We start from the raw sequence: 23,696 nt of genomic DNA, 5'->3' as shown, positions 1-23,696 counted from the left end.
TCCTGTCATTTCCGTGCGGTTGCCTTGAAGAACGTATAACAGAAGACACCATCCTCATCGGCCGTACGGTACAGTGCCTCAATTCCGCGATTCCATTCATCAAGGGCCATCAGGCCCTTCTCAAGAACCGTGGCCCCGACACCTTCAACCATGGCCGTGAAAGTCAGTTTCGTGAAACCTTCTACAAGGACAGGGCGTGAAGAGTCGACATAGACCATCCGGGGGGATATCTGGACATCGCGGAACCCTGCACGGCTGACGAGCGGGTAGAGTTCCCTCCCGATCAGGGCGTTCCCACCCATCTCCCGCTGGAGGGTGACAAGACATTGCACCGCCTTCCTTGCATCTGCATTATCGGGATGGAAAAAGGTAGAGCCGTGATCGCCTTCAATCACCGTGATCGTCCCACCTTCTTTGAGGAGCGGGCGGAGTTGTTCAAGGGCCTGCTTGGGATTGGGGAGATGTTCGAGCACGAAACAGAGGAAGATGTGATCGAAGCTGGCAGGGGTAAAAGGGAGGTGGAAGATATCTGCCTGCCGAAAGGTCACATTCGTAATTGCGGCCTCCCGCATGGACTGTTCTGCCTTCCTGAGAGATTCTTCCGAGATGTCAATGGATGTGATTACCGCGCCCGGGCTGTTTCCTGCAAGAATTACTGTCTGGGCACCAATCCCGCAGCCAGCTTCCAGTACAAGAGAACCCGCAGGGTACCGGGTGTCGTGGTGAAGGAGATCGGTGAGTGTCTCTGCCTGGTCAGAAAGACGTTCTGATTCCCGGGATGAATACCCGTGGACATAGGTATGTTCGGCCATAATGGGATGTGCTCCAGAGACGATCCGTAGGACGGATCGGATTTCTATGTACATATTTGAGTTATGTTGTACAAAAAAGTGCTGCAATGTCAAGCGTGCGAGGGGATCATTTCTCACTATCATCAAAAACAAAGGCCGAAAACCGGAAGCGGCGTGATCCGCTTCAGGTGCTCATAAATACCTTGGTCGGATACCGTGCCTCGAATTCCTGGCAGGGCATCGTGCCGGTTCCTTCAAGGATTTGGAGCGTGCCGGCGCTGGCGTTGACAACTACCGGTTGATACGAATAGAACTCCCGGTATGCATCATAACCAGTCACAATTACCACCTGCGAAGCGTCCTCTGACTGTATTATATCACCCACCGCATAAGGAACCGGGGATTCAAGAGGGGCAAGATTCGGAGGTGGCTGGGGGGGAAGAGCGGAATCCCCTGACAGGTACATAACCCCGAGTGCGGCACCGAACACGATAAACGCAACGCCAATTACTGCTGCGGGGACTACCAGGGTATTCTCCATATCCAATCTAATATTTCTGCTAGTTCTATTAATTGAGACAATAAAGCTTGTTGTTTGTAATCTCATGTCTTTGGAACCTGCAGGAGCCAGGCGTGGATAACAAACGGATAGCCGTCTGGTTGCGGATTACAGATCTGACTGTATTCGTGTCAGTTTTGCACATAGTGCGGAACACAAAAAGAAGGCCAGGGCCGAGACTCGAACCCGGGTCGGGGGATCCACAGTCCCCTAGGATAACCAACTACCCCACCCTGGCAAATTGCCCTTTAATTTTTGCACTGTTCTTTGATTAATGTATCCTTGCCAATGCGTCGATACCACTGGCAACAGGCATTACCTTTATGGGACGCCATCCCCGTCCGCGGGGTGACAATTAATATTGTCAGGAGTCCATTACATATCAGGTGGCCCGAAATACACTTCCCTGACGGTGATACGTGCCGGATACATCTTCCGGGCATGAGGGTACGGTTTTTTCCCGTGTTTCTGGCTTGAACAATAATGGAGGATCGGACTATGGCGGAGAACCCGAAGATAAGGACACCGATTGTCTGCGTGATGGGGCACGTGGACCATGGCAAGACCTCACTGCTCGACCGGATCCGGGGCTCTTCGGTCGTCAGCTCAGAAGCAGGTGCCATAACCCAGCATATCGGCGCTACCATCGTCCCGATCGATGCAATCCGGACCATGAGCGGGACTATGGGCAAGGTCCCGATCAATATCCCGGGCCTTCTCTTTATTGACACACCGGGACACCATGCTTTTACAACGCTCCGTGCACGCGGCGGGGCGCTTGCCGATATGGCAATTCTGGTCGTTGACATCAACCAGGGATTCCAGCCCCAGACTATTGAGGCGCTCCAGATCCTCAGGAACTGCAAAACTCCGTTTGTCATTGCAGCGACCAAGATCGACCGCATTCACGGGTGGCGGGTGAACGAGAACGAGTCGTTCATCTCATCATTCAATAACCAGAACGAGCGGGTCAAAGGTGATGTCGAGAACAAGACCTACGAGATTGTGGGAAAACTCTCGGAACTTGACTTCTCCGCGGACCGTTTTGACCGGGTAGCGGACTTCCAGAGAAACCTCGCGATTGTTCCGTTGAGCGCCCATACCGGCGAAGGGATCCCGGACCTCCTTCTTATCATGATCGGGCTTGCCCAGCGTTACATGAGCGACGAACTGAAACTCCTGGTCGAGGGCCCGGGAGCGGGCACGGTTGTTGAGGTAAAGGAGGAACGCGGTCTTGGGACAACCCTCGATGTAATCCTCTACGATGGGACGCTCGCGGTTGGGGACGAGATTGCTGTTGCATCGCAGGGAGACGTTGTCGTGACCAAGGTGAGGTCGCTTCTGAAACCCCGGCCTATGCAGGAGATCCTCACCGAGGAGCGCTTCGAGCGGGTGAAGGTAGTTGCCGCTGCCGCAGGGATCAAGGTTACCGCCCCGAACCTTGAGGGTGTAATTGCCGGGTCCCCCTTCTTTGTCATCCGGGGGAACCGGGATGAGGTCATTACGAGAATCAAGAAAGAGATGACCGAGATCCACGTCAACCTGGCCGAGGAGGGGATCGTTATCAAGGCCGACACGATCGGCGCTCTTGAGGCCCTCTGCAAGGAGCTCGAGTCCAAGGGGATCGGAGTGATGCGGGCGGAGGTCGGGCCGGTCAGCCGGCTCGATCTCATCGAGACCGAGACCATCAAGAATCCCGCGTTCCGCGTCCTTCTCTCCTTCAATACGCCACTCCTGCCGGACGCGGCAGAGATCATCAAAGATCCGCTGTACACGCAGGTGAAGGTCTTTGAAGGGAGGGTCATCTACCAGCTCATCGACCAGTACGTGGAATGGCGGGATGAGCAGAAGCGCCTCATGGAGAAGCAGCGGTTCGAGCATGTGGTGATGCCGGCAAAGATTCGTCTCCTTCCGGACTGTGTCTTCCGGCAGAGCAACCCGGCCGTTGTCGGTGTGCGGGTGCTGGGAGGGAAACTCCGGAGTGATGTCAACCTGATCAAGCTTGACGGGAAGAAAGTGGGGCACCTCAAGACCATGCAGCTCCGGCAGGAATCCATCCGCGAAGCCGATGAAGGTCTCGAAGTTGCGATATCCATCGAGGGGGCAACGGTCGGGCGACAGGTGAGTGTGGGAGACGACCTCTTGGTGGACATTCCGGAGCGCCATGTCAAAGTGCTGGAGAAAGAGATGCTAAAGACGCTCAACACCAGCACGCAGGAAGTACTGGCAGAGTTTACCTCCATGCGCCGAAAGACCGATCCCTTCTGGGGCAAGTGATGACCCCTTGTTTGTGTACGCGAGGATTTAATAGCGTACCGGTATAATAACATGGGTACTTCTCATGTGTGGGCGGATCTGCCGGCATCCGGAGACGTGAAACCCCAAGGAAAAGGGGAACCAGATATTACAGGAAGAATCAGGTATGGTTGAGTTCAAAGTCGTTGTATCAGACCCCAAGACCGGCCGCGCCTACAATGTTGACGCCACAGGCGGTGCAGCAGGTGCGATCGTAGGGAAACGTATCGGTGATGAAATCGAAGCAGGCTCGCTCGGGCTTGCCGGATACAAGATCCAGATCACCGGTGCATCCGACCGGACCGGGATCGCTGCAAAGAAGAATGTCCCAGGAACCGGGCGCAAGAAACTCCTCCTTGCCGGGGGCATCGGGTTCCACCCGGTCATGGACGGGGAACGCCGCAGGAAGATGGTCCGCGCAAGCGAGATCACCGCGGAGTTCGTGCAGATCAACGCCCGCGTAACGGCGTATGGAGAGAAGTCCCTTGACGAGATATTCCCCAAGGTAGAGGGCGAAAAGAAAGAAGAGAAGAAGTCCGCACCCAAGGCCCGGGTCGGCAAAAAGTAATACTTTTTTTGCGTTTTTCGTTCGCAGGTGCGAAAAAGTTACGGGTATTGGATGGTGACAATACCGTAGGCGGAACTGTTCTTTGCAAACTTTACCGCCTTTCCATCCTGGTATATGGTCACTGTGAGGTCGTGCTTCGTTGAGCTGTCCTTCTTCTGGAACTCTGCCTTGACCGTACCTGTTGCATTCACGACTTCATACAACCGGATCCCCGAGTTTTCGGCATTCTGGATATCGGAAGGCATGCCATAGCTTCCCTTGAAGCTTCCAATGTATTCAACCATCACCCAGGTACCGGTTGCCGGGACTGCAGGTGCCGTTGTTTCGCGAACCGTGATAGAGGCTACCCCCTGGGTGACTTGCACGGTACCCTGCGGTACAGGAGTGCTGCTCACGGGGGGTGCTGCGGGAGAACTTTCCCCCCCGAATCCTCCGCCAAGGAAAAACAACGCTGCAATGATCACAACAGCAACCACACCAATGATGGCGGCAATGGGGAGCCACGGCAGATCGCCGAGGTCCATTCCTCTTCTTCTTCTTCCATGTCTCATTGTCTGACTCCTGTATGATTCTATGTTAGATATTGAATATTTTAAGGAAATACTTTGTGTAGTACAGTGTCTGGTGAAACCGGACACGCATTCGAATAGTTTAGCAGATTACGACTTCCGCAGGGCCTGCCGGAGGGAATCGCGAAGGTCATCGCTGGAAACCTGGTATTTTTTCGCAAGGATCGTCAGGGCTGCCGGGGGGAGGAGATTGGTGTCGAATCCTTCCCGGATAACCTTGTTCATCTCTGCAACAATCTCTGTCTCCTCGACCTTCCGTTCCCGTGCTATGCGGCCGATAAGCTCCTGCATGGGATCGTTCCGCTCGAAAATGGCAGAGGTAGGCTTGAAGCCGACCGGAATGGTGACTGTCGCGGTATCGAATGCCGGCAGGAAAAGCCCGTTCTCCTGCTTCAGGAGCCCGTCCTCTTCAGCCCTTCGGAGCAGCTGGTTGGCCTGCTCGGTACTCATCCATTTCCGGTCAAGGGCGTAATAATAGACCAGCTCGTTCTTCTTCATCCCGCTCTTCCGGGTATGCCGGAACGGGGCTGCGATCGTTGTCTTCAGGGTCACTTTCCTGCACCGAGAAGGATATTTTTCATATCAAGGGCATCCAGCCCTTCCCCGCGACCTTCCTTTGCTATGTCAATGTCCGTGCGGGAGACCTGGTCGATGAGCCTGAGGTAGAAGATATCGTTTGCTATCGGCACCTTGCCACCCCCGCGCAGGGCCAGTGCGAGAACCGAGACACGGAGATCTACAGCTTCCGTGATAGCCCCCGGGCGGAGCAAATCCGGAGTAATCTCGCCAAACGTGGCCCGGTCAATGGCAATCTCCACCCGTGTCTTGACCTTGACCAGTTCTTTTCCGGTAGTCTTGGTCGATTCCGTATTGTCCAGCTCTGCAATATACCTGAGCGTGTCGATGAACGGCATACCCATGGCAAACGAGAGATCCACCCGCTGCGGGAAACGATAATAGATCCTTCGCATGAGAAAGAATTGTACACAATAGTGATAAAAGATTGCGGAAAATACGGATACGAAACCGTTGTAACGAAAAAAAGAAGAGAATATTGGTTATTCGAGTAACACTGCGTTGATGATGCCGTTCTGGCCGGGACGGCTGGTGATCCGGGCAGACCCGAGTTCGGTCCTGATGACCGCACCCTTGGTGACAAGGTTCCGCCGGACATAGTTCGGGTTGGCCGTGTTCTGCTCGACCTTCTCGATCTTCACTTTCTTTGTCTCGCCGTTCTTCGGGTTGGTCACGTTGGCATAATTTGCACGGAGGGCCATGGTGATATGGTTGCCACCATATGTCCGCACAACACGGCTGCGGGGCTCACCGAGGTGGGTGTCTGCTGCCGCACGGCCGATCTCTGCTCTCCTCTTCATGGCTGCCGGGCGGCGCCTGCCACCGGTAACCTTCCTGACTGATTCTCCCTGCCACTGCATGGTGTCACTCTCTTATTTCCCCGGGACCGTATCCCGAAGGTGGTGCTCTATATATTCACTTCCGGGTTATTTATAGTACTTCTTTATCAGGCATTTCATGCCAGGATTTCATCAAGGAGTGCTGCCACACCGTCCCCGGTCTTCAGGTTGGTCCGGAATACCGGCATGCCCGGGTTGTACCGGGCAATGTCTGCCTGCATGCGGTCCAGGTTCGCGCCAACAAGCGGTGCAAGATCGACCTTGTTGATGACTCCAATCGTACAGTCGCGGAACATCATCGGGTGCTTGTTCACGACATCATCCCCCTCTGTTGAGCTTACCACGACGATCCGTTTTTCCGCACCGAGCCGGAAGTCCGTCGGGCAGACCATGTTGCCGACATTCTCGATAAAAAGGATATCAATTTCGTCAAGCGGGAGGTGGTCGATTGCATGCTCCACCAGATGAGCGTCAAGATGGCATTCCTTTCCCGTGTTTGCATTATACGCAGGGATGCCTGTGGCAACGATCCGCCGGAAATCGTCATCACCGTACACATCACCAGCGATTGCACCAGCCTTCAGTCCTTTCTTCTCCAGAAGGGGTACAAGACGCACGATCAGCGCGGTCTTGCCAGACCCGATTGCGCCCAGCAGATCGAATGCACGCACCCCGTGGGCTTTTAAGTGCGCCGCATTATGGTCGGCCAGAGTGTTGTTTGCGTCGTACACGTCCTTTTCCAGCCTGACGTCGATATGATGCATGTTAAAAGGTGGGAGCGTACAGTGTTTATACCTTGACCCACAAACGATCTGGCAATGGCAGCTGGCGAGTGCATCATCTATCCCTGCTACTTCAATGCGGCATATTCGCGTGCTGAAGGGAGGAGGGTCCCGCGCAGTACCGGGGTCAAGGCACCGGTCCTGACGGATCTTGAGCGGGCCCTGAAAAAAGCGGGCATACCGTTCCGCGCAGAGGACAAGCACCACCCGGCCCACTGGACACGGCGCGAGGGCCGGCTCGTTGTTGAATGGAAGGAGAAGAAGGAGCTGCTGATCCGGAAGGTTGCCCAGAGACTGGAGGCGCGGAAATGAGCGGCATGTATGACCTCCATACCCATTCGATCCTGTCGGACGGGGAGATGCTGCCGATCGAGCTGGTCCGCCGCATGGCAGTAACAGGATACACGACTGTTGCGGTCACCGACCATGCGGATCTGTCCAATGCCGAATCTCTGCTTACTACCCTTGCGCGGGTCAGGGAATCAGCGGACCTGTTCGGGATCCGCCTGCTCTGTGGCATCGAGATCACCCATGTTCCCCCGCAACAGATCGCTTCCCTGGCAAAGGCAGCGAAAACACGGGGGGCAGATATCGTGGTTGTCCACGGCGAGACGCCGGTCGAGCCGGTTGCCGAGGGCACCAACCATGCAGCCTGCGGATGTAAATATGTGGATGTTCTTGCCCACCCGGGTCTCATCACGTTGAAGGACGCAAAAACTGCCGTAAAGAACGGTATCGCGCTTGAACTGACCGGACGCGGGGGGCATAACCGGACCAACGGCCATGTGGCACAGGTTGCCCGGCAGGCTGGCTGCCAGATGGTCGTGAATTCGGATGCGCACGCACCCCATGACATCATGAACGAGCGCGCGAAATTTATTGTTGCAAAAGGAGCCGGGCTGAGCGACCGGGAGTGCAGGGAAGTACTATCTTTAAATATCGACGATTTCCTCGGGCTCTGAATTTTCTATTTATACTTTCACGCAACATTTAAATACCGTGCCGTCGCACATATATAGATTACTAAAAGAATCAGCATTATTGTACCCCCGAGGTTATTCGTGAAAGTTGTTGGCCGAGCGATGAGCACTATTGGCAGCCGGATGCTCATCATCCAGTGCGATGCCGCCCAGCTTCCCCCGCTGTACAGCGAGGTAAGCGATCGGCGGATGAAGCCCGTGGGAAAGATCCTGGATCTCTTCGGGAACGTCAAAGCCCCGTATGCCGCTGTTCTCTGCCGGGAAAAATGCACTGTCCAGCCCAATGAGAAACTCTTCACAAAGTAACTCCCGCTAAGGGATACCGGTAAAAACCCCGTGATCAAAATACCCGCTTATCAGGATAAGGTGAACGTGGATGCAGGAAATCGAGAAACTCAAAGTCCTCCAGTCCGAGCGTGAAGCGCTCAAGGCGAGGACGAAACAGAAAGAGCAGGAGAAGAAAGCCGAGAACCACACGGAAACCGTGTGCCCCGAGTGTGGCGGCAGGCAGCTTGTCCACGACTACGAACGTGCAGAACTTGTCTGCCAGAGCTGCGGGCTTGTCATCGATGACGACTTCATCGACCGCGGCCCGGAATGGCGTGCATTCGACCACGACCAGAGGATGAAGCGTTCCCGTGTCGGTGCACCGATGACCTTCACGATCCACGACAAGGGTCTCTCGACCATGATCGACTGGCGCAACCGGGACTCCTATGGCCGGGCCATCTCCTCCAAGAACCGGGCCCAGCTGTACCGTCTCCGCAAGTGGCAGCGCCGGATCCGTGTCAGCAATGCAACCGAGCGCAACCTCGCGTTCGCACTCTCCGAGCTGGACCGTATGGCCTCGGCACTGGGCCTCCCGCGAAACGTCCGTGAGACCGCAGCCGTTGTCTACCGTGACGCTGTTGACAAGAACCTGATCCGCGGCCGGAGCATCGAAGGTGTTGCAGCAGCTGCACTCTACGCAGCCTGCCGGCAGTGCAGCGTCCCGAGAACCCTCGATGAGATCGCGGAAGTCTCCCGGGTCTCAAGAAAGGAAATCGGCAGGACCTACCGGTTCATCTCCCGCGAGCTCGGCCTCAAGCTCCTCCCAACCTCCCCGATCGATTACGTGCCCCGGTTCTGCTCGGGCCTCACCCTGAAGGGCGAGGTGCAGAGCCGTGCCGTGGAGATCCTCCGGCAGGCCGGCGAGCGTGAACTGACCAGCGGCCGCGGCCCGACCGGCGTTGCCGCAGCAGCCATCTACATTTCCTCTATCCTGGGCGGAGAGCGGCGCACCCAGCGCGAAGTAGCAGAGGTCGCCGGTGTGACCGAGGTCACCATCCGGAACCGGTACAAGGAACTGGCAGAGAAGCTCGATATCGAGATCATCCTCTGATAACCTTTTTTTACAGTCTTAAGCAGGACACCAAGAACTATATCCCAAAGACTCGAAAATATACAGAACATATCAAGCGGGCTCGTAGATCAGGGGTAGATCGTTACGTTCGCAACGTAAAGGCCGCGGGTTCAAATCCCGCCGGGTCCATCTCGGGTAAAAAATAAAAAAAATCTACTTTTTCTGCTGCATAGCCTGAACTTCACTTTCGAGCATGGTCTTTACCTTCTCAATAGCATCATTGAGATCGGTAGTCGTTTTGATGGTGAACGAGTTATCGCTCTTATTCTCGTGATGGTTCACGATATACTCGATCTGCCCATCCTTTCCCTTCTTCGGCTCGATGATCAGTTGCGCCACAGGTCAACGCACCGATCGTAGGAACCCGCGATACATCTTCCTTGAAGTATGAGGATCAGTAACAACTATATGGAATCCGCAGAAAAATAGTATGCCGCAAAGACAGGCGCACGCGGGCTCGTAGATCAGGGGTAGATCGTCACGTTTGCAACGTGAAGGCCACGGGTTCAAATCCCGTCGAGTCCATTCTGATTTTCTGAAAACTACTTTGAACCTCAAGGTATTCGGGCTCGATTCCGGATCTATCACTCGATGTAAGAGTTTGACAGGGGCCGGTTCAGTCCACCCATTCGAGCAGGTGGCGGGACTTCTCTTCAGCCTCCCGTGCAATAACCTTCCGTTTTGTGCTTTTTTCGGGTATTGCAGCAGGGATAGCAGCCTGCTCATACATACCATAGTCCATATACCCGTCCTCACAAGAACCGGCAATCTCCTGGATTGAGGAAGGTTCTGGATCATAACTGCCTTCCGTCAGGTGTGGTTCTTCATGAATGAGCGGAGGCGACATCTGCATTGCCGGTACTGCAGGAACCGGCTCAGCAGAGAGGACCGGCGGGGCGTTCATCAGGATTGGCGCCGGAGACGGGACTGCTGGTGGATTCTGGCGGAAATTATTCTTCAGGAGGAGGAAATCAACAAAATCTTCAACTTCCATCCGCTGTGCCGGGGTGAGCCTCTCCATCCTGCTCTCCAGTGATTCCATGCCTGTCTTCCTGCCTGTTTTCTCTGAGAAATGTCTCTTGCACATTGTATATAAGGAGACTGCGAGAGGCCCAAGGGAGGTTGCCAAAAAAAAGAGTTATTCCCAGCGGTGCTGGTAGCCCCGCTTTTCCAGGGGGATGCCGTCAACGGTGACAGCTTTCTTTTCGGTAACCGTACCAATAACGGTCGCAGATACGCCTTCAACGGGGAACCTGTCCGGGGCAATGGTAAAGATCAGCTCATAGTCACCGCCGCCATAGAGTGCAAGTTCGCGTGCCTGTTCTGCAGGGATGCCGGCAGGCATGGGGAGTTTCAACGAATCGAGCGCAAAACCGCAATTCTCGTTCACACTCATCAGGTCGTAGAGCGAGAGGGCAATCCCGTCGCTGTTGTCCATCATTGCGCTCACACCGGCCTTCCCGAGGAGCTGTCCCTCCGTTACCCGGGGCTGCGGCTCGAATAAAAACTTCTCGAACTGGTGGTACCCGTCAAGCCATGCCTGCGCCTGTCCCGGCGTGCCGGTGATACAGATAAGGTCGCCCGGCCATGCACCGGTCCTCCGGATGATATCCCGCCGGTCAACGAGGCCAAGGCCGGTTGTCACGACCGTAAGCTCGTTGTGCCGGTCGATGTCACCACCGATGATCTCCGCACCGTATTTCACACAGCAGTCCTTTGCCCCCTGCATGACTCCTTCAAGGCTCTTCCAGTCGTCAAGGCCGACTGCGATCAGGAGATATTTCGGCACAGCACCCATGCTCGCTATGTCAGAGAGGGTGACTGCCGCGCTCATCCAACCTGCCTGCCAGTCGGTCATCCCCTGGACAAAATCGGTTGACCGGTGGAGCATGTCGGTTGTCGCCACCATGACCTGCTCCCCGCAGGAAAACTCGGCGCAGTCGTCGGCGCATTTCTCCTTCCCGACAATGCCCATGACGGTTTTCAGAAGATCCCGGTCATCCACCTTTCTTCACCACCTTACCCCGTTCGCTCTTGTACTCCATGAAGATGTGCTCGATCAATTCTGTTTTCTTCTCGCGCTCGTGCCGCTCCTGATCCCCCTTCCAGCGGGAGAGTGCGGACTCAAGGGCATCCTTGCCGCAGAGCCCCTGTTTTCCGCGGACCTGCGTGATCGTCTCCTTTTCGGAGAGGAGCGGGACACCGGCATCATGGAACGAGTGGGTGAGGTTCGGGTCCCCGCTGGTGATGTTTTTTTCTGCCACAATGACAGCACGCACGCGGAGATCGGCAATATCCCGGACAATGCTCCTCCCCCACCCGTCAGTCCTGGTAACGTATATGATATCTCCCTCATCCGCACCAACATCGTCTGCAAGCCTGCGAAGCCCCTCCTTTGTGAGGGTGTCCATGACCTTCACCGGCACGACATCGCCTTCCATCGAGAGCTCGGCGAATTTCCGGATCCGGGCAAGGCGCTTTACCAGGTTACGGTTGTGCCGCTCCTCCTTATGCAGGCGTTTTTTCAGGCTCTGGATGACAGCGTCCCGTTTTACCACTTCGGCATCCTTTGCAAGCGCGGCATCCCTTGTTGTGCAGACCTTCCTCAGGCGTGAGGACATGCGGTGGATCTCGTAGTCTTTTGCCTTGATCTCCTCCTGCAGTTCAGCCACGTATGCCCTGAGGCGTTTGACCATCCCATCCAGCACCCGCACCCGCTCATCATGCTTCTCATCGACTGTGACCGGTGCGGTATCCTGAACCAAAACCGGAGCAACCGTGTTCATCTCCCCGATGACCTGTTCAAGCGACTGCCCCCGAAGGACCCGCGCCCTCACCTCGTCGAGGTCATGTCCGGGCGGGATCCGTTTCATCAGGTTCTGGAACCGGTGGCGGTACTGGCGATACGCATCAAGGGCTGCGGAGAGTGCGTCACGCTCATGGTCGTTGGCGTATTCAAACGAGGCAGTGAGCTCCAACTTGGTCTCGACACTGGTGTCCTGTTTCGGGGTGAACGCGATCGCCGAGAACGCACGGCGGATCTTCTCGACCGAAAACGGCATCTCCTCGACATCAGAGGCGATGATGAGCGGTTTACCCACCTTATAGAGCGCCTCAATTACATCAGACATCGTCATCTGGCGCGAGCTCTTCAGGTGGAGAAGGTTGCCATCAAGGTCCAGCGCGGCAAAGGCTGTCGTTGTCCCGGGATCGATACCCACGATCAGGTACCGGGGTTTCGCGGAGAGCGGGCGGAACCGGATCCGTTCGAGCCGCTTGCCACTGATCCGGACCTGCACATCAGCACCCCTGTACGTGGAGACCGGTACCTGGTCACGGACGGAAAAGACCCGGAACGCCACCCTGCTGCACCCGCCAAACGCCCGGGTTTCCTTCTTCTCGTACCGTAACCCGGCGCTAACTAGCGCCTGTTCAATCTCCCTCCCCTTGAGCTGCACGGCTCCATGCATCTTCCTCACGTACCGGTTCTGGCTCCACCCGCCCTTGCCCGGGGAACGGTGACGGCTGACCACGATCTCGCTCTCGTCCTCGAACGCGATCACTTCAGCCCCGGCGCCCAGCGTGGCAACCTGTGCCGTTGTCCGTGCTTCCGAAAAGGGATCGAACTTGTTGAAACTGATATTGTACCGGCCGGCAACCTTCTGGAGCGACTCCTTGTGTTCACCGCCCGTTACCTGGACAAGGCGGGTTTTGGGAGGAAGCCCCTGCAGGAAAAAAAAGAGTTCGTGCTGGTCTGCCGCAATCTCCTGAAGGCTGTCAACGGCAAGGATATCCGGTTGTTCTGCGGTAAGGAGGCGGAAGAGGCGGAACAGGGAGACCTCAGTCTCGCTCTCGATCCGTGAACCGTCCATCCGGACAAGCGCGTACATAGGCCGCCGGGAGCGGGAGCGGACTGATCCTTTGACGATGTCAATACCGAAAACCTTCAGCCGATCACCCATTGCAACGCAACCTCCCGGTCACGCCGGATCTTATATTTCCGTCTGAAGAATGCGAGAATATTGTCGATGTCCCGTCCCGCGATGGCCTCAGCATTGGGGTGATCGGTCCCGATCCACTGGGGCCAGTCGATGAGGACACAGCGCCCGTTTTCAACAAGGATATTGTATTCTGAGAGATCCGAGTGGATGACCCCTGCCGCGTATGCCTTCCGAACGTTTTCCAGGATCTCGTCAAGGGTTTTTTCCGGAGTTTCCAGCGGGGTCCGGTTGAGGACCCCCCCATCAACCAGAGACATCACCACGGCATGCCGGTTCTGGGCAATGGGAAGCGGAACACTTACCACCGGGTGCAGCGTTTTTAAGGCCAGGTATTCACGCTCAGCCGATTTTTTCGAGGCAACAAGCCAGGGACAGTGACCCTCTTCCATATATTCGCGGTTGATCCGCGCCGATGAGAATGAACGCTGGCCCACGCGATGAAACTTGATGGCGACAGGGCCAAGGCTGAGGGCTTCGTATACCACAGACTCCTTACCCTCTCCGATGAGGGATCCCAGAGCCGAGAGTGTACCTTTCTGGGTCAGCGCAGTGAGGGCCAGGGTATCGTATCCGCCAAAGACAAGGGCATACCCGTCGTACGGCACCGGGTTGAAGCGGACCATCCCCCAGGCAATGAGCCGGGAGAGCCGGTAATTGACTTCTGATTCAGAGAGTTTTGTCGCTGCCCGGAGGTGTTCAAGCGGCACCCAGGAGTACCGTTTCATCCCGCGTTCAAGGGCAAGCAGGATCGATCTCTCGTATTTATTCAGGTTGCGGATCTGTTCCGCGGCGACGACCATATCCGTTAGAGTGGTTATGTGCGAGAGTATAAAACCTTCAGCACCCGCGCATTCCGTGCTGCATAACCTTAAACATCTTGCATTGTCCAGAAATGATCGGGTCAGACGGATGCAGTGCAGCAAGTGCAGGCAGGAGGCCATCCATTACCAGCCCTATTCCGGGCAGTATCTCTGCAGGGAGCACCTTGTTGCCGATATCGAGACAAAGGCCAAGCGCACGATCCGCCAGCGTAAAGGATTGTGCAGAAGCGATCATATCGCTGTGATCCTCACAGGAGATCCCGCCGAAAGGGCCCTCCTCTTCTTTCTCCACAAACTGACCGGAAAGCGGAGGGATATCAGGGTATCTGGGATTTCGGGGGGAGGTCACGAGAGTCCTGGTTCCGTTGCACTACGTGCCGGAGCAACACGGATCGCGCTGGCAATCACACTCGAAGACAGTTCTGCAGCAATCCTTACCGGAATCCTGAGGGGGGAGCCGATCACCGGCATCCATGGGGGAGGTGAAAATGCAGGCACTCTTCCTGTAATCGCTCCCTTCTGCCATATCCCCTCCTGCGAGATCGCCCTCTATTCACAAATTTTCGGACTGGATGAGAGCAAAATGCCTGCCGCACAGGAGAATGACACCTTGTATGATGATGTGAAGAACCTGCTTGGAGCATATGCGCAACGTCACCCGGCAGCACCTCACGCGATCCTGAATCTTGGCGAGATGCTCGCTGCTGCTGCACGGGAAACAGATGCAGGACAAAACAAGCACCGAACAGTTGATGAAGAAACCCGGTAACAATTAGAGGCAGAAAGCTATGGACGCAGACGACGGCCTCGGGTGCCGGTTGGGCAGGATTGAGCAGATGGTCCGGTATGCCTACTGGCAGGCCGGGTGCAAAGGGATTGTCATAGGTTTGAGCGGGGGGATTGACTCGGCAGTAGCAGCGGTATTCTGCTGCCGTGCAGTGGGGCCAGAAAACGTGCTGGGCCTCCTGATGCCATCATCGGTGAGCAGCCCGGAGGATCTCCGCGATGCGGCGGACCTGTGCAGCCTGTTTAGAATCCCGCATGAAGTTGTCAGTATCGATCCAATGCTCGAAGGCTTCCAGACCCTTCCCGGCTTTACAGAAACACCCTATCTCTTCGGGAACCTGATGGCCCGGATACGGATGGTCACCCTGTACTATTACGCGAACCGGGACCACCGGATCGTCTGTGGCACCTCGAACCGGAGCGAGTACATGCTGGGCTACAGCACAAAATACGGTGATAGTGCAGCCGATATCCAGCCCCTCCTTCATCTCTACAAGACCGACATTTACGTGGCTGCACGGGAACTGGGAATCCCGGAGCCCATTATCACGAAGGTCCCGTCTGCCGGGTTATGGGCGGGGCAGAGCGATGAGAAGGAGATCGGGCTTTCCTATACCGAGATCGATTCTGCGCTTCAGGCGCTTGAAGAGAATTCATGGAAGGCAGACAATCCCACGGAAGAGAAGGTGCTCGCACTGGTGAAAAAGAGCGGGCACAAGCGGATGCCTGCCCCTAGTCTCTTAACAGGTTCTCAAAGAGAGGGGTGAACCGTTCGGGATAATTCAGGAATGAAAGGGCCTTCTCGTCCCCGACAAGGCTGTACAGGGGGCCTTTTGGGACACCTTCGCGGCGGGAGCCTGGGCTCGCCGATCGCACCGGGGGCACGCGGGGGTAGCGGGCGTTCTTTTTTATCTCGCCGTTACAGAGAGCGAAATACGCTGCCCCGTGGCGGGAGATATACTCCCCGTATTCGCTCTCGAATTCCGTTGAAACGATATTGGCCATGGCCAGCGTCTCATCCGCGGTCGGATTAATGGTGACATGACCGTACCCGGGCGGGATGACGACAAGATCACCGGCACGTGCATCGATCATGACAATATCGAGAAGGTCAAGGGACTGCAGGAGATACCGGGCCCTTCCTTCCAGGACCTCGTATATCTCCGGGTAGCCGACGCCGGCCGGGTTCCTCGGGTGGTAATGGCCTTTGGTCTTCACCCACTCCCCGCAGAGATTGTTGGGGGGGATGACCGTCAGGTCGTACCGCAGCTTGTGGGCATGGAGCCACGTCCAGTCTGCATCGGACTGTGCAAGGTCGCGGTACATGCAATATAGCGGACCCTCATGCTCACATTTCGGATCGGCAAGGACCGGGCGCATTTCGTCGATAGTCCGAACCGTTGGGGGAGGCAGCTCCCCGTCCCACCCAAACATAACCACATCGTTCACCTTTCAAGTAAATAATACCGGGTGTCAGGGTTTTTTGGACAAAACCCAGAGACGTTCTGAAAAAATATTCAGCAACGAAGACGTTCGTTAGTAGTCCCGGATCTCATCCATTTCCGAGACATTGATGAGACCTTTCATAGCCTGAATTTGAATCCAGCGGTCAGATTCCCGGATTGCTGCGAGGGGATTTGTCCCGCCAATGGCTGCTATACCGATGAACTGCGGGCTGACCGGAACACCAAGAAGGGGGACATTCGGCATACCAACGTCGAGAACTATGGAGAAGCCGCTCCCGGACAGTTCATCGAGCACCTGGCCGACAAGGGACTCGGCTTCCATGTGGAATTCCCGTATATTGGCAAGGATATTGCCGCTGCCCCTGCGCATCACATCCATCACAGAAGTAGTCTTCTGGGACATCAGGACCTGGAGCGGGTCGATGGTGGTGTGTTCATAGAGGATAATGTGGGTGAACCGCACCGGTGTCCGGTTCACAATTTCCACAATCCCTCCCCCGATGGGCTGCACCGGAATGCCATGCCGGATCAGGATCCCGTCTAACGTGATGCTGCACATGGTGCAGATTCCCGTACAGTCAGGTGGGATCGTAAATCCTGAGATCTTCTGTCCCGGTTCAAGGAACCTGACAAGCCCGCTTATACTGATGCCGGACCGGTAAGCATCCTTAAGCACCGAGATGGCAAATTCCAGGTCCCCGGTTTTTACCAGGGACAGGTTATAAACAATGCTCCCCTCATGTTTCGCCGGATCGTAGGTCGTCTGGATGGAATAATCCTCAATTGAGTTATTCATAAATTTTAGAGGGGGGTTCATTAACTGTATTTTCGGGCATTTCAATAGAAAAATTGTTCTATAAGACCACGAAAATGTATTCTTAATGGAACACGACATGCGGGAAAAAGCCAAGAATGCAATGAGACTCATTCTTGAAGCGGCTCGTTTTGAGGTGGAAGAGGTCGACGACCCGCTCGACCTTTCAGCGGTTCATGACAACACATGCATCCTTGTGCTCTGTTCAAACGACCGGAACATGATCGCCCAGTTCGACAAGACCAACTACAGTCTCATGATCGACGACCATGAGATGACCTGCAAGAAACTCCTCTTCACCCTTGAAAAGAGTATCACCACGGAGAACTGCATCCAGTGGGGAGTGGAGGAATTTGTCCGGTACACCGGTGAAGCCGTGCTTGCGGACATTGTCGGTCGCGAACTGGCCCTTGATCTCACCGCATCACGGGCAAAGGCTGTGGCTGTTGCAGCAGCTGAGGCAGCAAAGGATGAGCCTTCCGGGATCACGCTCCTCCATTTCCCGGTCAAGGTTTCTGAACAGGCTGCAATCCGTACCGGGGGTGTCCAGGGACAGGCCAAGCTCCGGTTCATGCCCTACTTCCTCTTCCACTTCACCAGCACCGGGGAGCAGGTGTACAAAGACCGCCGCATCCCGTTCGATGCCGACGGGTGGGGAGCCATCAATGCCATCAACGGGATCAAGATCGACCTTGACGGGAAACAGGCAGAGGAGAAAGAGATCCCCGGAGGGGCTGAAGTGTGCGATCCTCATATCCGGAAAGAGGAGGCAACGGAACGGATCGTCAGCGAGCTGATCGACCGGCTGACCCAGAAGGTCCGGATCAAGCAGGAGAAGGGGGACGCAATCTTCTACGAGGAAAAGGTCTTAAAACCCGACCGGAAGAATATCACCGTGGAGACGAAGCAGGTCTACATCCCGGTCTGGCAGATCAAGGGCAAGAAGATCGTGGAAGTGAATGCATTTACCGGTGAACTGCTCTCAGAGCCTATGGACGAGGGCGTCGAAGTCTTCTGACGCGCACATGATCCCGCATTTTCCTTTTTTTATTCGTCTTCCAAGGGGCATACCCTGCAATAATTCCCGCTTCAGCCGCATGGGATGGCGCTCATGATCGTGATCCTTGGCGGTGGCCCTGCAGGACGGCTCGCCGCGATACGGCTGGCATCTGCCGGCAGGGAGGTCACGCTGGTCGAGAAAGGCGGTATCGGCGGACAGTGCCTCCATTACGGGTGCATGCCGGTCTGTGCCATGAACGATGTTGCACGGCATATCCAGGCCGCGGGTACGTTCAGCGAGCTCGGGATCCTCAGGAAAGCTCCGGATCTCGATTTTGAGGCGCTCCTGCGCGAGATGGCAAAGGTGCAGGAGACCATCACGGGTGTTCTTGACAAAGAGACACGGGATGCCGGCGTTGAAATTCTCTACGGGCAGGAAGGGAGGTTTGATGGCAGGGAGGTTGTTGTCGGCAGCGAAAGACTGATAGGCGATGCCGTCATCCTTTGCACCGGATCGCGCCCGGCACTGCCGGACATCGAGGGGATCCGGAATGAACGCGTCTACACTCCGCATTCCCTTAAGACCATGAAAGCCCTGCCAGAGAGGCTTGCCATCATCGGCGGGGGGATCATGGCAGCGGAATTCGCCTACATCTTCTCCCGGTTCGGAAGCAGGGTCACGGTTATTTCCCGGAGCGGTTTTTTGAAAAATCTTGATGAGACCATTCGGAAACGGGCGGTGCGCGAGCTTGCCGGTGTTGAGATCCGGGAGGGCACCGATGTTCTTGCTGTCCGGGATTCGAAAGAAAACCTTGAGATTCTCGTGAAAAATGGCGGAAAAGAGGGAGTACTTGCATGCGACGCGGTCCTGGTTGCAGCAGGGCTTACGCCCAATTCCGGGATGCTCGATGGGGTTACAAAACGGCCCAACGGCGAGGTGATCGTGGATGATTACATGCGGACGAACCTCCCCGGTATTTATGCTGCAGGTGATATCACAGGCCCGCCGTTCCTGACCCCTGTTGCCCGTTTGCAGGGGATCGTGGCAGCGGATAATATCCTCGGGCAGCACCGGAAGATGGACTATTCGGCCATCCCACAGGCTCTCAACCTCGGGTACGAACTTGCCTTCTGTTCCGATAACAACCCGCGGGCAAAACCGCTGGTCATCCCGGGTGTGGCCGGGCCCGGGACGTTCTGGGCTGTCCCGGCTTCAGATACCGGCTTTGCAAAGATCCTCGTTGCACCGGATGGCGCACTCAGCGGGATGGCAACGGCTTCGCCCGGGGGCGGTCTGATTGCCGGCTATATGGCACTTTTAATGAGGCGCCACTTCTCGGTTCACGACTTTTCCGACTTCATCGAGGTCCACCCGTCCACCGACGGTGTCTACGGGCTGGCAAAGTACGCCTCTGAATTACTGAAGAAACACGAAAAACGCTGATCCCCCATCCCCCAGAGCTGGCAGGGCCCCAGACCCTGACGGGGGATTATTATGGTATTATTACGCCCGGAGTCCCATAGATAGGATACACACCGTCCTCTACCGTGGTGCATCTACAATGACCGACCCCACCGAGAATACCGCATTCGACCAGACCCGGCTCGACAAGATCGCAGCCCTCCGTGACAAAGGGCACTGCCTGTTCCCCCCGACATTCGATCGCAGGAACACTGTCTCCGAAATCAAGACAAAGTACGCGGAGATCACGCACGACAAGAGCGCAGAAGTCGTCTCCACGGCAGGACGCATCCACATCGTGCGAAACCACGGGAAGACGATCTTTGCCGATCTTGCGGACGAGAGCGGCAAGATCCAGCTCTACATACGGAAGAACGATCTCGGCGAGGAGCAGTTCGAGCTCTTCAACCAGTATGTTGAGCGGGGGGACATCATCGGGGTTGAGGGGCACGTCTTCCGGACGAAACTGGGGGAGATCACCGTCTGGGTGGACAAATTCTGCATCCTCTGTAAAGCGGTCTGCTCCCTTCCCGAGAAGTTCCACGGGTTAAAGGACGTGGAGAAGCGGTACCGCCAGCGGTACGTTGACCTGATTGTAAACGAGGAGAACCGGCAGACGTTCCGGAACCGGAGCCGGATCATCTCTCTCCTCCGCAGGTATCTCGACGACCACGGCTTCCTTGAATTCGAGACGCCCATCCTCCAGCCGGTGTACGGTGGCGCCAATGCCCGGCCCTTCACCACCTACCACAACTTCCTCGACCAGAAACTCTTCCTCCGGATCGCTCCTGAGCTCTACCTGAAACGGCTGATCGTCGGAGGGTTCGAGCAGGTCTTCGAGATCTCCCGGAACTTCCGGAACGAGGGCGTGGACGCGGACCACAACCCCGAGTTCACCATGGTCGAGATCTACTGGGTGTACCGCGACTTCCGGGACATGATGGAGCTCACCGAGAACATTGTCACGTATATCATCGACAAGATCCACGGGAAGTACGAGCTCCCGTTCGGCGATGTGACGTTGAACTTCACCAAACCGTGGAGGAAACTTTCGATGGCGGATGCCGTGAAGGAGATCGGCGGCATCGACATCTTCGCCCACTCTGTTGAAGAGCTGCGGAAGCTCGCCCACGAGCACCGGATCGAAGATCCGGACAAGCCGAAGTCCCAGCGCGAGTACCTCATCGCCTTCTTTGAGGGGCTTGTCGAGGAGAAACTCATCCAGCCGACCTTCATCTACGATTATCCGGTCGAGAACTCACCGCTCGCCAAGCGCCACCGCGAGAAAGAGGGTTTCACCGAGCGCTTCGAGCTCTTCATCGCCGGCATGGAAGTGGGCAACGGGTTCTCGGAGCTGAACGACCCGGTAGACCAGAAGGAGCGGTTCGAGGAGCAGGACAAGAAGCGCCAGCTGGGCGATGTCGAGGCCCAGATGATCGACTACGACTTCATCAACGCCATCGGCTACGGCATGCCCCCCACCGGCGGGGTCGGGATCGGCATCGACCGGCTCGTGATGCTCCTGACCAACAACAACTCCATCAAGGAAGTCATCCTCTTCCCCTCGATGAAGACCCTCAAAGCGGGCGAAGGGGATGATGTGGAAGAGGAAGAGCCTTCACCCAAAAAAGAGGGGACGGAATAAGCCTCGTACGGGTTTAGCCCACTTTTTTCACAACTACCTTCCAGTCTTCGAGCATCCCGAACTCCGGGTCGGTATCGCAGGTGTCGCAGACTGCCTTGGGCGACTGAACAACCATGTCGAACATCACCGTATCGCCCGAAAAAGGAGTGAGCGGGACGTCCACGTCCTTCTGGATGATGTAGCGGTACGGGTCGAGATTTCTTGCATAGAAGTCCTTGTACTGGTGACGGTCGTCATCCGATGCCTCGTACGACCATTCCGCACCCTCGGCAATGGTCACGTCGTTCGGTATCCAGCCATAGCCCGGCAGGTAATACTCCGACCAGAAGTGGGGCCCCTCGTAGCCGGGCACGAGCTGGTAGCCGCCGATAGCCCGGGCAGGGATGCCAAGCGACCGGCAGAGTGCTGCAAAGTACATGCTCTGCGTGCCGCAGTCACCAAAACCGGTCTCGTGCATATAGACCGATTCCGGGGTATTTGTTGCACTGAGCCGGACATGCGGGACATTGCTGTAGGGGTGCGAGACCACATACCAGTACAGCTTCTCCGCCTGCAGGTACGGGTTGGTCTCGTTCCCCACAATCTCAAGCGCCTTTGCCTTCATCGCGGGGCTGACAACGATGTTCCGGCCGGACGCGGTGTACTTTTTGTATTCCGGGTCTTCGGCATTATAGTTCCCGACCTTTGCCGGGTCGACGATGTGGCGTACCTCGTACTGGGTAAAATGGAACCGGGCTGTGACGGTCAGGGAATCTCCTTTCACGGAATCCAGCGGTACCTCAAGATAGGCAAGGCCCATGTCTGCTCCCGTCCCGGTCTGTGACTTCACATACTGCGCCGGTTCGATGGAGACGATGGTGACGTTGTGCTGGGAAGGGGTCTCGACCGGCAGGGGGATCCAGAGACGGAAGGTGCCGGTCTTCGGGAGCATGGCAGCCGGTATGGTCAGGGCTTCCGTGCCTTCCCACCGGGTGGGATTGACATAGGTGCCCGCGCTCCCATCATACGGGGCAAGGGCGATCTCCTTCACCTGGTCGTAAAACGGTGTCTCGCCTTTCTTTGCGGTGGCCTCCCGCATCAGGTCCAGGTTGTGGGATTTGATATTGTTGATGGTGTTCGCGAAGTACCACGTCTCACCGTCGCTCTCAATGCACTGGCTCGCATTGCAGGGGAGCCAGCCTGCTTTGCGCTCTGCCGGAACTGACGGGAACTCCTCATCGATCATGGCGATCATGACCGACCGGTTATACGGGAACTCGGCATACATCCGGGCCGACAGCGATCCTTTATTCAGGGCATCCCGTGCCCGATCCGCGTTCCCTTCGGTCCGGTACTGCCGGGATGCATTCTCGTACAGGTCAGCTGCAGCATGATAGTTCGTCAGTGCAAACTGGCTTTCTGCCTGTGCATAGAGGGCATCCCCCTGCGACGGGGATGCTTTCTGGGATGTGCACCCGGCGGCAAGGATTGCCACGAACAGGATGAGGAGAATAATGCGTTTCATGAGTATCTGCCCTTTTTACCATATAACAGGATTTCAGGATATTAACATTGGGATCTGGTCAGAATACTGTCGGAACAGTTATCCCCGAAATGCACGCAGATCACACTATGTCTCCGGGTGAGAATTCCCGCCACCAGCACGAGGTCTTTTCAGCAAAGAATGCCGTTCACCTCGATACCGCGTTCCGCCGGTTCCTCTACCGTCCCGACCGGCTCGCGGAACGGTATGTGAAGTACGGCGACCGTGTGCTCGACTTCGGCTGCGGGCCGGGTTTCTTCACCCGCGAATTCGCCCGTCGGATGGGGGAGATCGGGCAGGTCTGGTCTGCCGATTTACAGGAGGAGATGCTTGACATCCTCCGGAAAAAACTGGACCGCGAGGAGCTGATGTCGCGGGTACGGACGCACCGGTGCTTTCCTGACCATATTGGTCTTCCCGCGGAGCTGCACGGGACGTTCGATGTGGCGTTTGCCATCTTTGTCCTGCACGAAGTGCCGGACCTGGAACAGTATTTCCGTGAGATCGCACTGCTCCTTAAGCCGGGGGGTACCTTCTTTTACACTGAACCACTGTTTATCGTCCCAGGGAAAGAGTTCTCGGAAAACCTTGCGTTTTTAGAGAACGCCGGGTTCAGGGTTGAGGACCGGTACTGGTATTTCCTGAACCGGGCTTCTGTGCTCAGGAAAGAGTGAGGGGGTCTCCCGCATACCCCCCCACCTCTTTTTTTCACAATCCATGTAACCCCCCCTGCCTTGTGGGGGGGAGGTATCCGGTATACCCCCTCCCCCTTGAGGTCGGGATCCACCCCCGTCCTCATTTCAGGCAACATCCCCGGTT

The 23,696-nt window shown here is 56.2% G+C and carries 27 protein-coding genes and 3 tRNA genes; 14 read left to right on the top strand and 16 right to left on the bottom strand.

Annotated features, from left to right (window positions below):
• Nucleotides 1-5 precede the first annotated feature (5 nt).
• The 3 genes from PHF39_RS07540 to PHF39_RS07530 all read right to left on the bottom strand — a co-directional run bounded on the left by PHF39_RS07540 (nucleotide 6) and on the right by PHF39_RS07530 (nucleotide 1,588).
• Nucleotides 6-812, bottom strand: coding sequence for a class I SAM-dependent methyltransferase (locus PHF39_RS07540; RefSeq protein WP_300222460.1), 807 nt, complete (start codon nucleotides 810-812; stop codon nucleotides 6-8).
• Nucleotides 813-975: 163 nt separating this feature from the next.
• On the bottom strand, nucleotides 976-1,332 hold the full coding sequence (locus tag PHF39_RS07535) for a hypothetical protein (protein ID WP_300222457.1): 357 nt from the start codon (nucleotides 1,330-1,332) through the stop codon (nucleotides 976-978).
• Between the two features lie 183 nt (nucleotides 1,333-1,515).
• A tRNA-His gene (locus PHF39_RS07530) sits at nucleotides 1,516-1,588 on the bottom strand.
• 260 nt (nucleotides 1,589-1,848) lie between these two features.
• On the opposite strand from PHF39_RS07530, the gene infB reads away from it, so the two are divergent.
• Together infB and PHF39_RS07520 are read left to right on the top strand one after the other, a co-directional pair.
• Nucleotides 1,849-3,627 carry a translation initiation factor IF-2 gene (gene infB / locus PHF39_RS07525; RefSeq protein ID WP_300222605.1) on the top strand — a complete coding sequence of 593 codons (1,779 nt, stop codon included), beginning with the start codon at nucleotides 1,849-1,851 and terminating at the stop codon, nucleotides 3,625-3,627.
• A gap of 145 nt (nucleotides 3,628-3,772) precedes the next feature.
• On the top strand, nucleotides 3,773-4,213 hold the full coding sequence (locus tag PHF39_RS07520; RefSeq protein ID WP_300222454.1) for a 30S ribosomal protein S6e: 441 nt from the start codon (nucleotides 3,773-3,775) through the stop codon (nucleotides 4,211-4,213).
• A 38-nt stretch (nucleotides 4,214-4,251) separates the two neighbouring features.
• Here the strand turns inward: PHF39_RS07520 and PHF39_RS07515 are convergent, their stop codons facing one another.
• The 5 genes from PHF39_RS07515 to hypB form a co-directional block, all read right to left on the bottom strand.
• Complete coding sequence (locus PHF39_RS07515; RefSeq protein WP_300222451.1) at nucleotides 4,252-4,737, bottom strand: hypothetical protein; 486 nt, start codon at nucleotides 4,735-4,737, stop codon at nucleotides 4,252-4,254.
• Between the two features lie 135 nt (nucleotides 4,738-4,872).
• Entirely contained in the window at nucleotides 4,873-5,334 is a 462-nt protein-coding gene (locus PHF39_RS07510) for a DUF2240 family protein (protein ID WP_300222448.1), read from the bottom strand.
• Complete coding sequence (locus PHF39_RS07505; protein WP_300222445.1) at nucleotides 5,331-5,753, bottom strand: hypothetical protein; 423 nt, start codon at nucleotides 5,751-5,753, stop codon at nucleotides 5,331-5,333. The genes PHF39_RS07510 and PHF39_RS07505 overlap by 4 nt, the downstream gene beginning before the upstream one ends.
• 87 nt (nucleotides 5,754-5,840) lie before the next feature.
• Nucleotides 5,841-6,218: a 30S ribosomal protein S8e gene (locus tag PHF39_RS07500; RefSeq protein WP_300222442.1), complete on the bottom strand. Its 378-nt coding sequence runs from the start codon at nucleotides 6,216-6,218 to the stop codon at nucleotides 5,841-5,843.
• Between the two features lie 95 nt (nucleotides 6,219-6,313).
• Nucleotides 6,314-6,961: a hydrogenase nickel incorporation protein HypB gene (gene hypB / locus PHF39_RS07495; protein WP_300222439.1), complete on the bottom strand. Its 648-nt coding sequence runs from the start codon at nucleotides 6,959-6,961 to the stop codon at nucleotides 6,314-6,316.
• 54 nt (nucleotides 6,962-7,015) lie between these two features.
• On the opposite strand from hypB, the gene PHF39_RS07490 reads away from it, so the two are divergent.
• From PHF39_RS07490 to PHF39_RS07470, 5 genes are all read left to right on the top strand, one after another.
• Entirely contained in the window at nucleotides 7,016-7,291 is a 276-nt protein-coding gene (locus tag PHF39_RS07490; RefSeq protein WP_300222436.1) for a signal recognition particle subunit SRP19/SEC65 family protein, read from the top strand.
• On the top strand, nucleotides 7,288-7,941 hold the full coding sequence (locus tag PHF39_RS07485) for a histidinol phosphate phosphatase domain-containing protein (protein WP_300222433.1): 654 nt from the start codon (nucleotides 7,288-7,290) through the stop codon (nucleotides 7,939-7,941). The genes PHF39_RS07490 and PHF39_RS07485 overlap by 4 nt, the downstream gene beginning before the upstream one ends.
• A 99-nt stretch (nucleotides 7,942-8,040) precedes the next feature.
• Nucleotides 8,041-8,265, top strand: a complete 225-nt coding sequence (locus PHF39_RS07480) for a Gar1/Naf1 family protein (RefSeq protein ID WP_300222430.1) — start codon at nucleotides 8,041-8,043, stop codon at nucleotides 8,263-8,265.
• A gap of 70 nt (nucleotides 8,266-8,335) precedes the next feature.
• Entirely contained in the window at nucleotides 8,336-9,340 is a 1,005-nt protein-coding gene (locus PHF39_RS07475; protein ID WP_048111065.1) for a transcription initiation factor IIB, read from the top strand.
• A 78-nt stretch (nucleotides 9,341-9,418) separates the two neighbouring features.
• Nucleotides 9,419-9,490, top strand: a tRNA-Ala gene (locus tag PHF39_RS07470).
• Nucleotides 9,491-9,514: 24 nt separating this feature from the next.
• Here PHF39_RS07470 and PHF39_RS07465 read toward each other — a convergent pair.
• Entirely contained in the window at nucleotides 9,515-9,700 is a 186-nt protein-coding gene (locus PHF39_RS07465; protein ID WP_300222425.1) for a hypothetical protein, read from the bottom strand.
• 114 nt (nucleotides 9,701-9,814) lie between these two features.
• On the opposite strand from PHF39_RS07465, the gene PHF39_RS07460 reads away from it, so the two are divergent.
• Nucleotides 9,815-9,886: transfer RNA gene (locus PHF39_RS07460), tRNA-Ala, on the top strand.
• 91 nt (nucleotides 9,887-9,977) lie between these two features.
• Here PHF39_RS07460 and PHF39_RS07455 read toward each other — a convergent pair.
• From PHF39_RS07455 to PHF39_RS07440, 4 genes are all read right to left on the bottom strand, one after another.
• Nucleotides 9,978-10,403 (bottom strand): hypothetical protein, encoded by a 426-nt coding sequence (locus tag PHF39_RS07455; RefSeq protein ID WP_300222422.1) that lies wholly within the window; start codon nucleotides 10,401-10,403, stop codon nucleotides 9,978-9,980.
• Between the two features lie 96 nt (nucleotides 10,404-10,499).
• Complete coding sequence (thiL, locus tag PHF39_RS07450; protein WP_300222419.1) at nucleotides 10,500-11,366, bottom strand: thiamine-phosphate kinase; 867 nt, start codon at nucleotides 11,364-11,366, stop codon at nucleotides 10,500-10,502.
• On the bottom strand, nucleotides 11,359-13,323 hold the full coding sequence (locus PHF39_RS07445) for a DUF460 domain-containing protein (RefSeq protein ID WP_300222416.1): 1,965 nt from the start codon (nucleotides 13,321-13,323) through the stop codon (nucleotides 11,359-11,361). Before PHF39_RS07445 ends, thiL begins: the two co-directional genes overlap by 8 nt.
• Nucleotides 13,308-14,162, bottom strand: coding sequence for an RIO1 family regulatory kinase/ATPase (locus PHF39_RS07440; RefSeq protein ID WP_300222413.1), 855 nt, complete (start codon nucleotides 14,160-14,162; stop codon nucleotides 13,308-13,310). Before PHF39_RS07440 ends, PHF39_RS07445 begins: the two co-directional genes overlap by 16 nt.
• A 109-nt stretch (nucleotides 14,163-14,271) precedes the next feature.
• On the opposite strand from PHF39_RS07440, the gene PHF39_RS07435 reads away from it, so the two are divergent.
• Entirely contained in the window at nucleotides 14,272-14,952 is a 681-nt protein-coding gene (locus PHF39_RS07435) for a hypothetical protein (protein WP_300222410.1), read from the top strand.
• A gap of 19 nt (nucleotides 14,953-14,971) precedes the next feature.
• Nucleotides 14,972-15,736, top strand: a complete 765-nt coding sequence (locus tag PHF39_RS07430; protein ID WP_300222407.1) for an NAD+ synthase — start codon at nucleotides 14,972-14,974, stop codon at nucleotides 15,734-15,736.
• On the opposite strand, the gene PHF39_RS07425 is transcribed toward PHF39_RS07430, so the two are convergent.
• Both PHF39_RS07425 and PHF39_RS07420 read right to left on the bottom strand, forming a co-directional pair.
• A complete protein-coding gene (locus PHF39_RS07425) occupies nucleotides 15,702-16,403 on the bottom strand; it encodes a glucose-6-phosphate isomerase family protein (RefSeq protein WP_300222404.1) in 702 nt (233 codons plus the stop codon). The two genes, PHF39_RS07430 and PHF39_RS07425, sit on opposite strands and share 35 nt — an antisense overlap.
• 102 nt (nucleotides 16,404-16,505) lie before the next feature.
• Entirely contained in the window at nucleotides 16,506-17,252 is a 747-nt protein-coding gene (locus tag PHF39_RS07420; protein ID WP_300222399.1) for a DUF128 domain-containing protein, read from the bottom strand.
• Between the two features lie 64 nt (nucleotides 17,253-17,316).
• On the opposite strand from PHF39_RS07420, the gene PHF39_RS07415 reads away from it, so the two are divergent.
• From PHF39_RS07415 to lysS, 3 genes are all read left to right on the top strand, one after another.
• Nucleotides 17,317-18,267, top strand: a complete 951-nt coding sequence (locus PHF39_RS07415; RefSeq protein ID WP_300222396.1) for a hypothetical protein — start codon at nucleotides 17,317-17,319, stop codon at nucleotides 18,265-18,267.
• Nucleotides 18,268-18,351: 84 nt separating this feature from the next.
• Nucleotides 18,352-19,692 (top strand): NAD(P)/FAD-dependent oxidoreductase, encoded by a 1,341-nt coding sequence (locus PHF39_RS07410; RefSeq protein WP_366144205.1) that lies wholly within the window; start codon nucleotides 18,352-18,354, stop codon nucleotides 19,690-19,692.
• Nucleotides 19,693-19,810: 118 nt separating this feature from the next.
• Nucleotides 19,811-21,355 (top strand): lysine--tRNA ligase, encoded by a 1,545-nt coding sequence (gene lysS, locus PHF39_RS07405; RefSeq protein WP_300222393.1) that lies wholly within the window; start codon nucleotides 19,811-19,813, stop codon nucleotides 21,353-21,355.
• Nucleotides 21,356-21,368: 13 nt separating this feature from the next.
• Here lysS and PHF39_RS07400 read toward each other — a convergent pair whose 3' ends face one another.
• On the bottom strand, nucleotides 21,369-22,859 hold the full coding sequence (locus PHF39_RS07400) for a transglutaminase-like domain-containing protein (RefSeq protein ID WP_300222390.1): 1,491 nt from the start codon (nucleotides 22,857-22,859) through the stop codon (nucleotides 21,369-21,371).
• A gap of 107 nt (nucleotides 22,860-22,966) precedes the next feature.
• Between PHF39_RS07400 and PHF39_RS07395 the strand changes: the two genes are divergently transcribed.
• Complete coding sequence (locus tag PHF39_RS07395) at nucleotides 22,967-23,551, top strand: class I SAM-dependent methyltransferase (protein ID WP_300222387.1); 585 nt, start codon at nucleotides 22,967-22,969, stop codon at nucleotides 23,549-23,551.
• The last annotated feature ends 145 nt before the right edge of the window (nucleotides 23,552-23,696 follow it).

The sequence above is a fragment of the Methanoregula sp. genome, from assembly GCF_028712425.1.
GTDB lineage: Archaea > Halobacteriota > Methanomicrobia > Methanomicrobiales > Methanospirillaceae > Methanoregula.
This window is presented reverse-complemented; position numbering and strand designations above follow the sequence as displayed.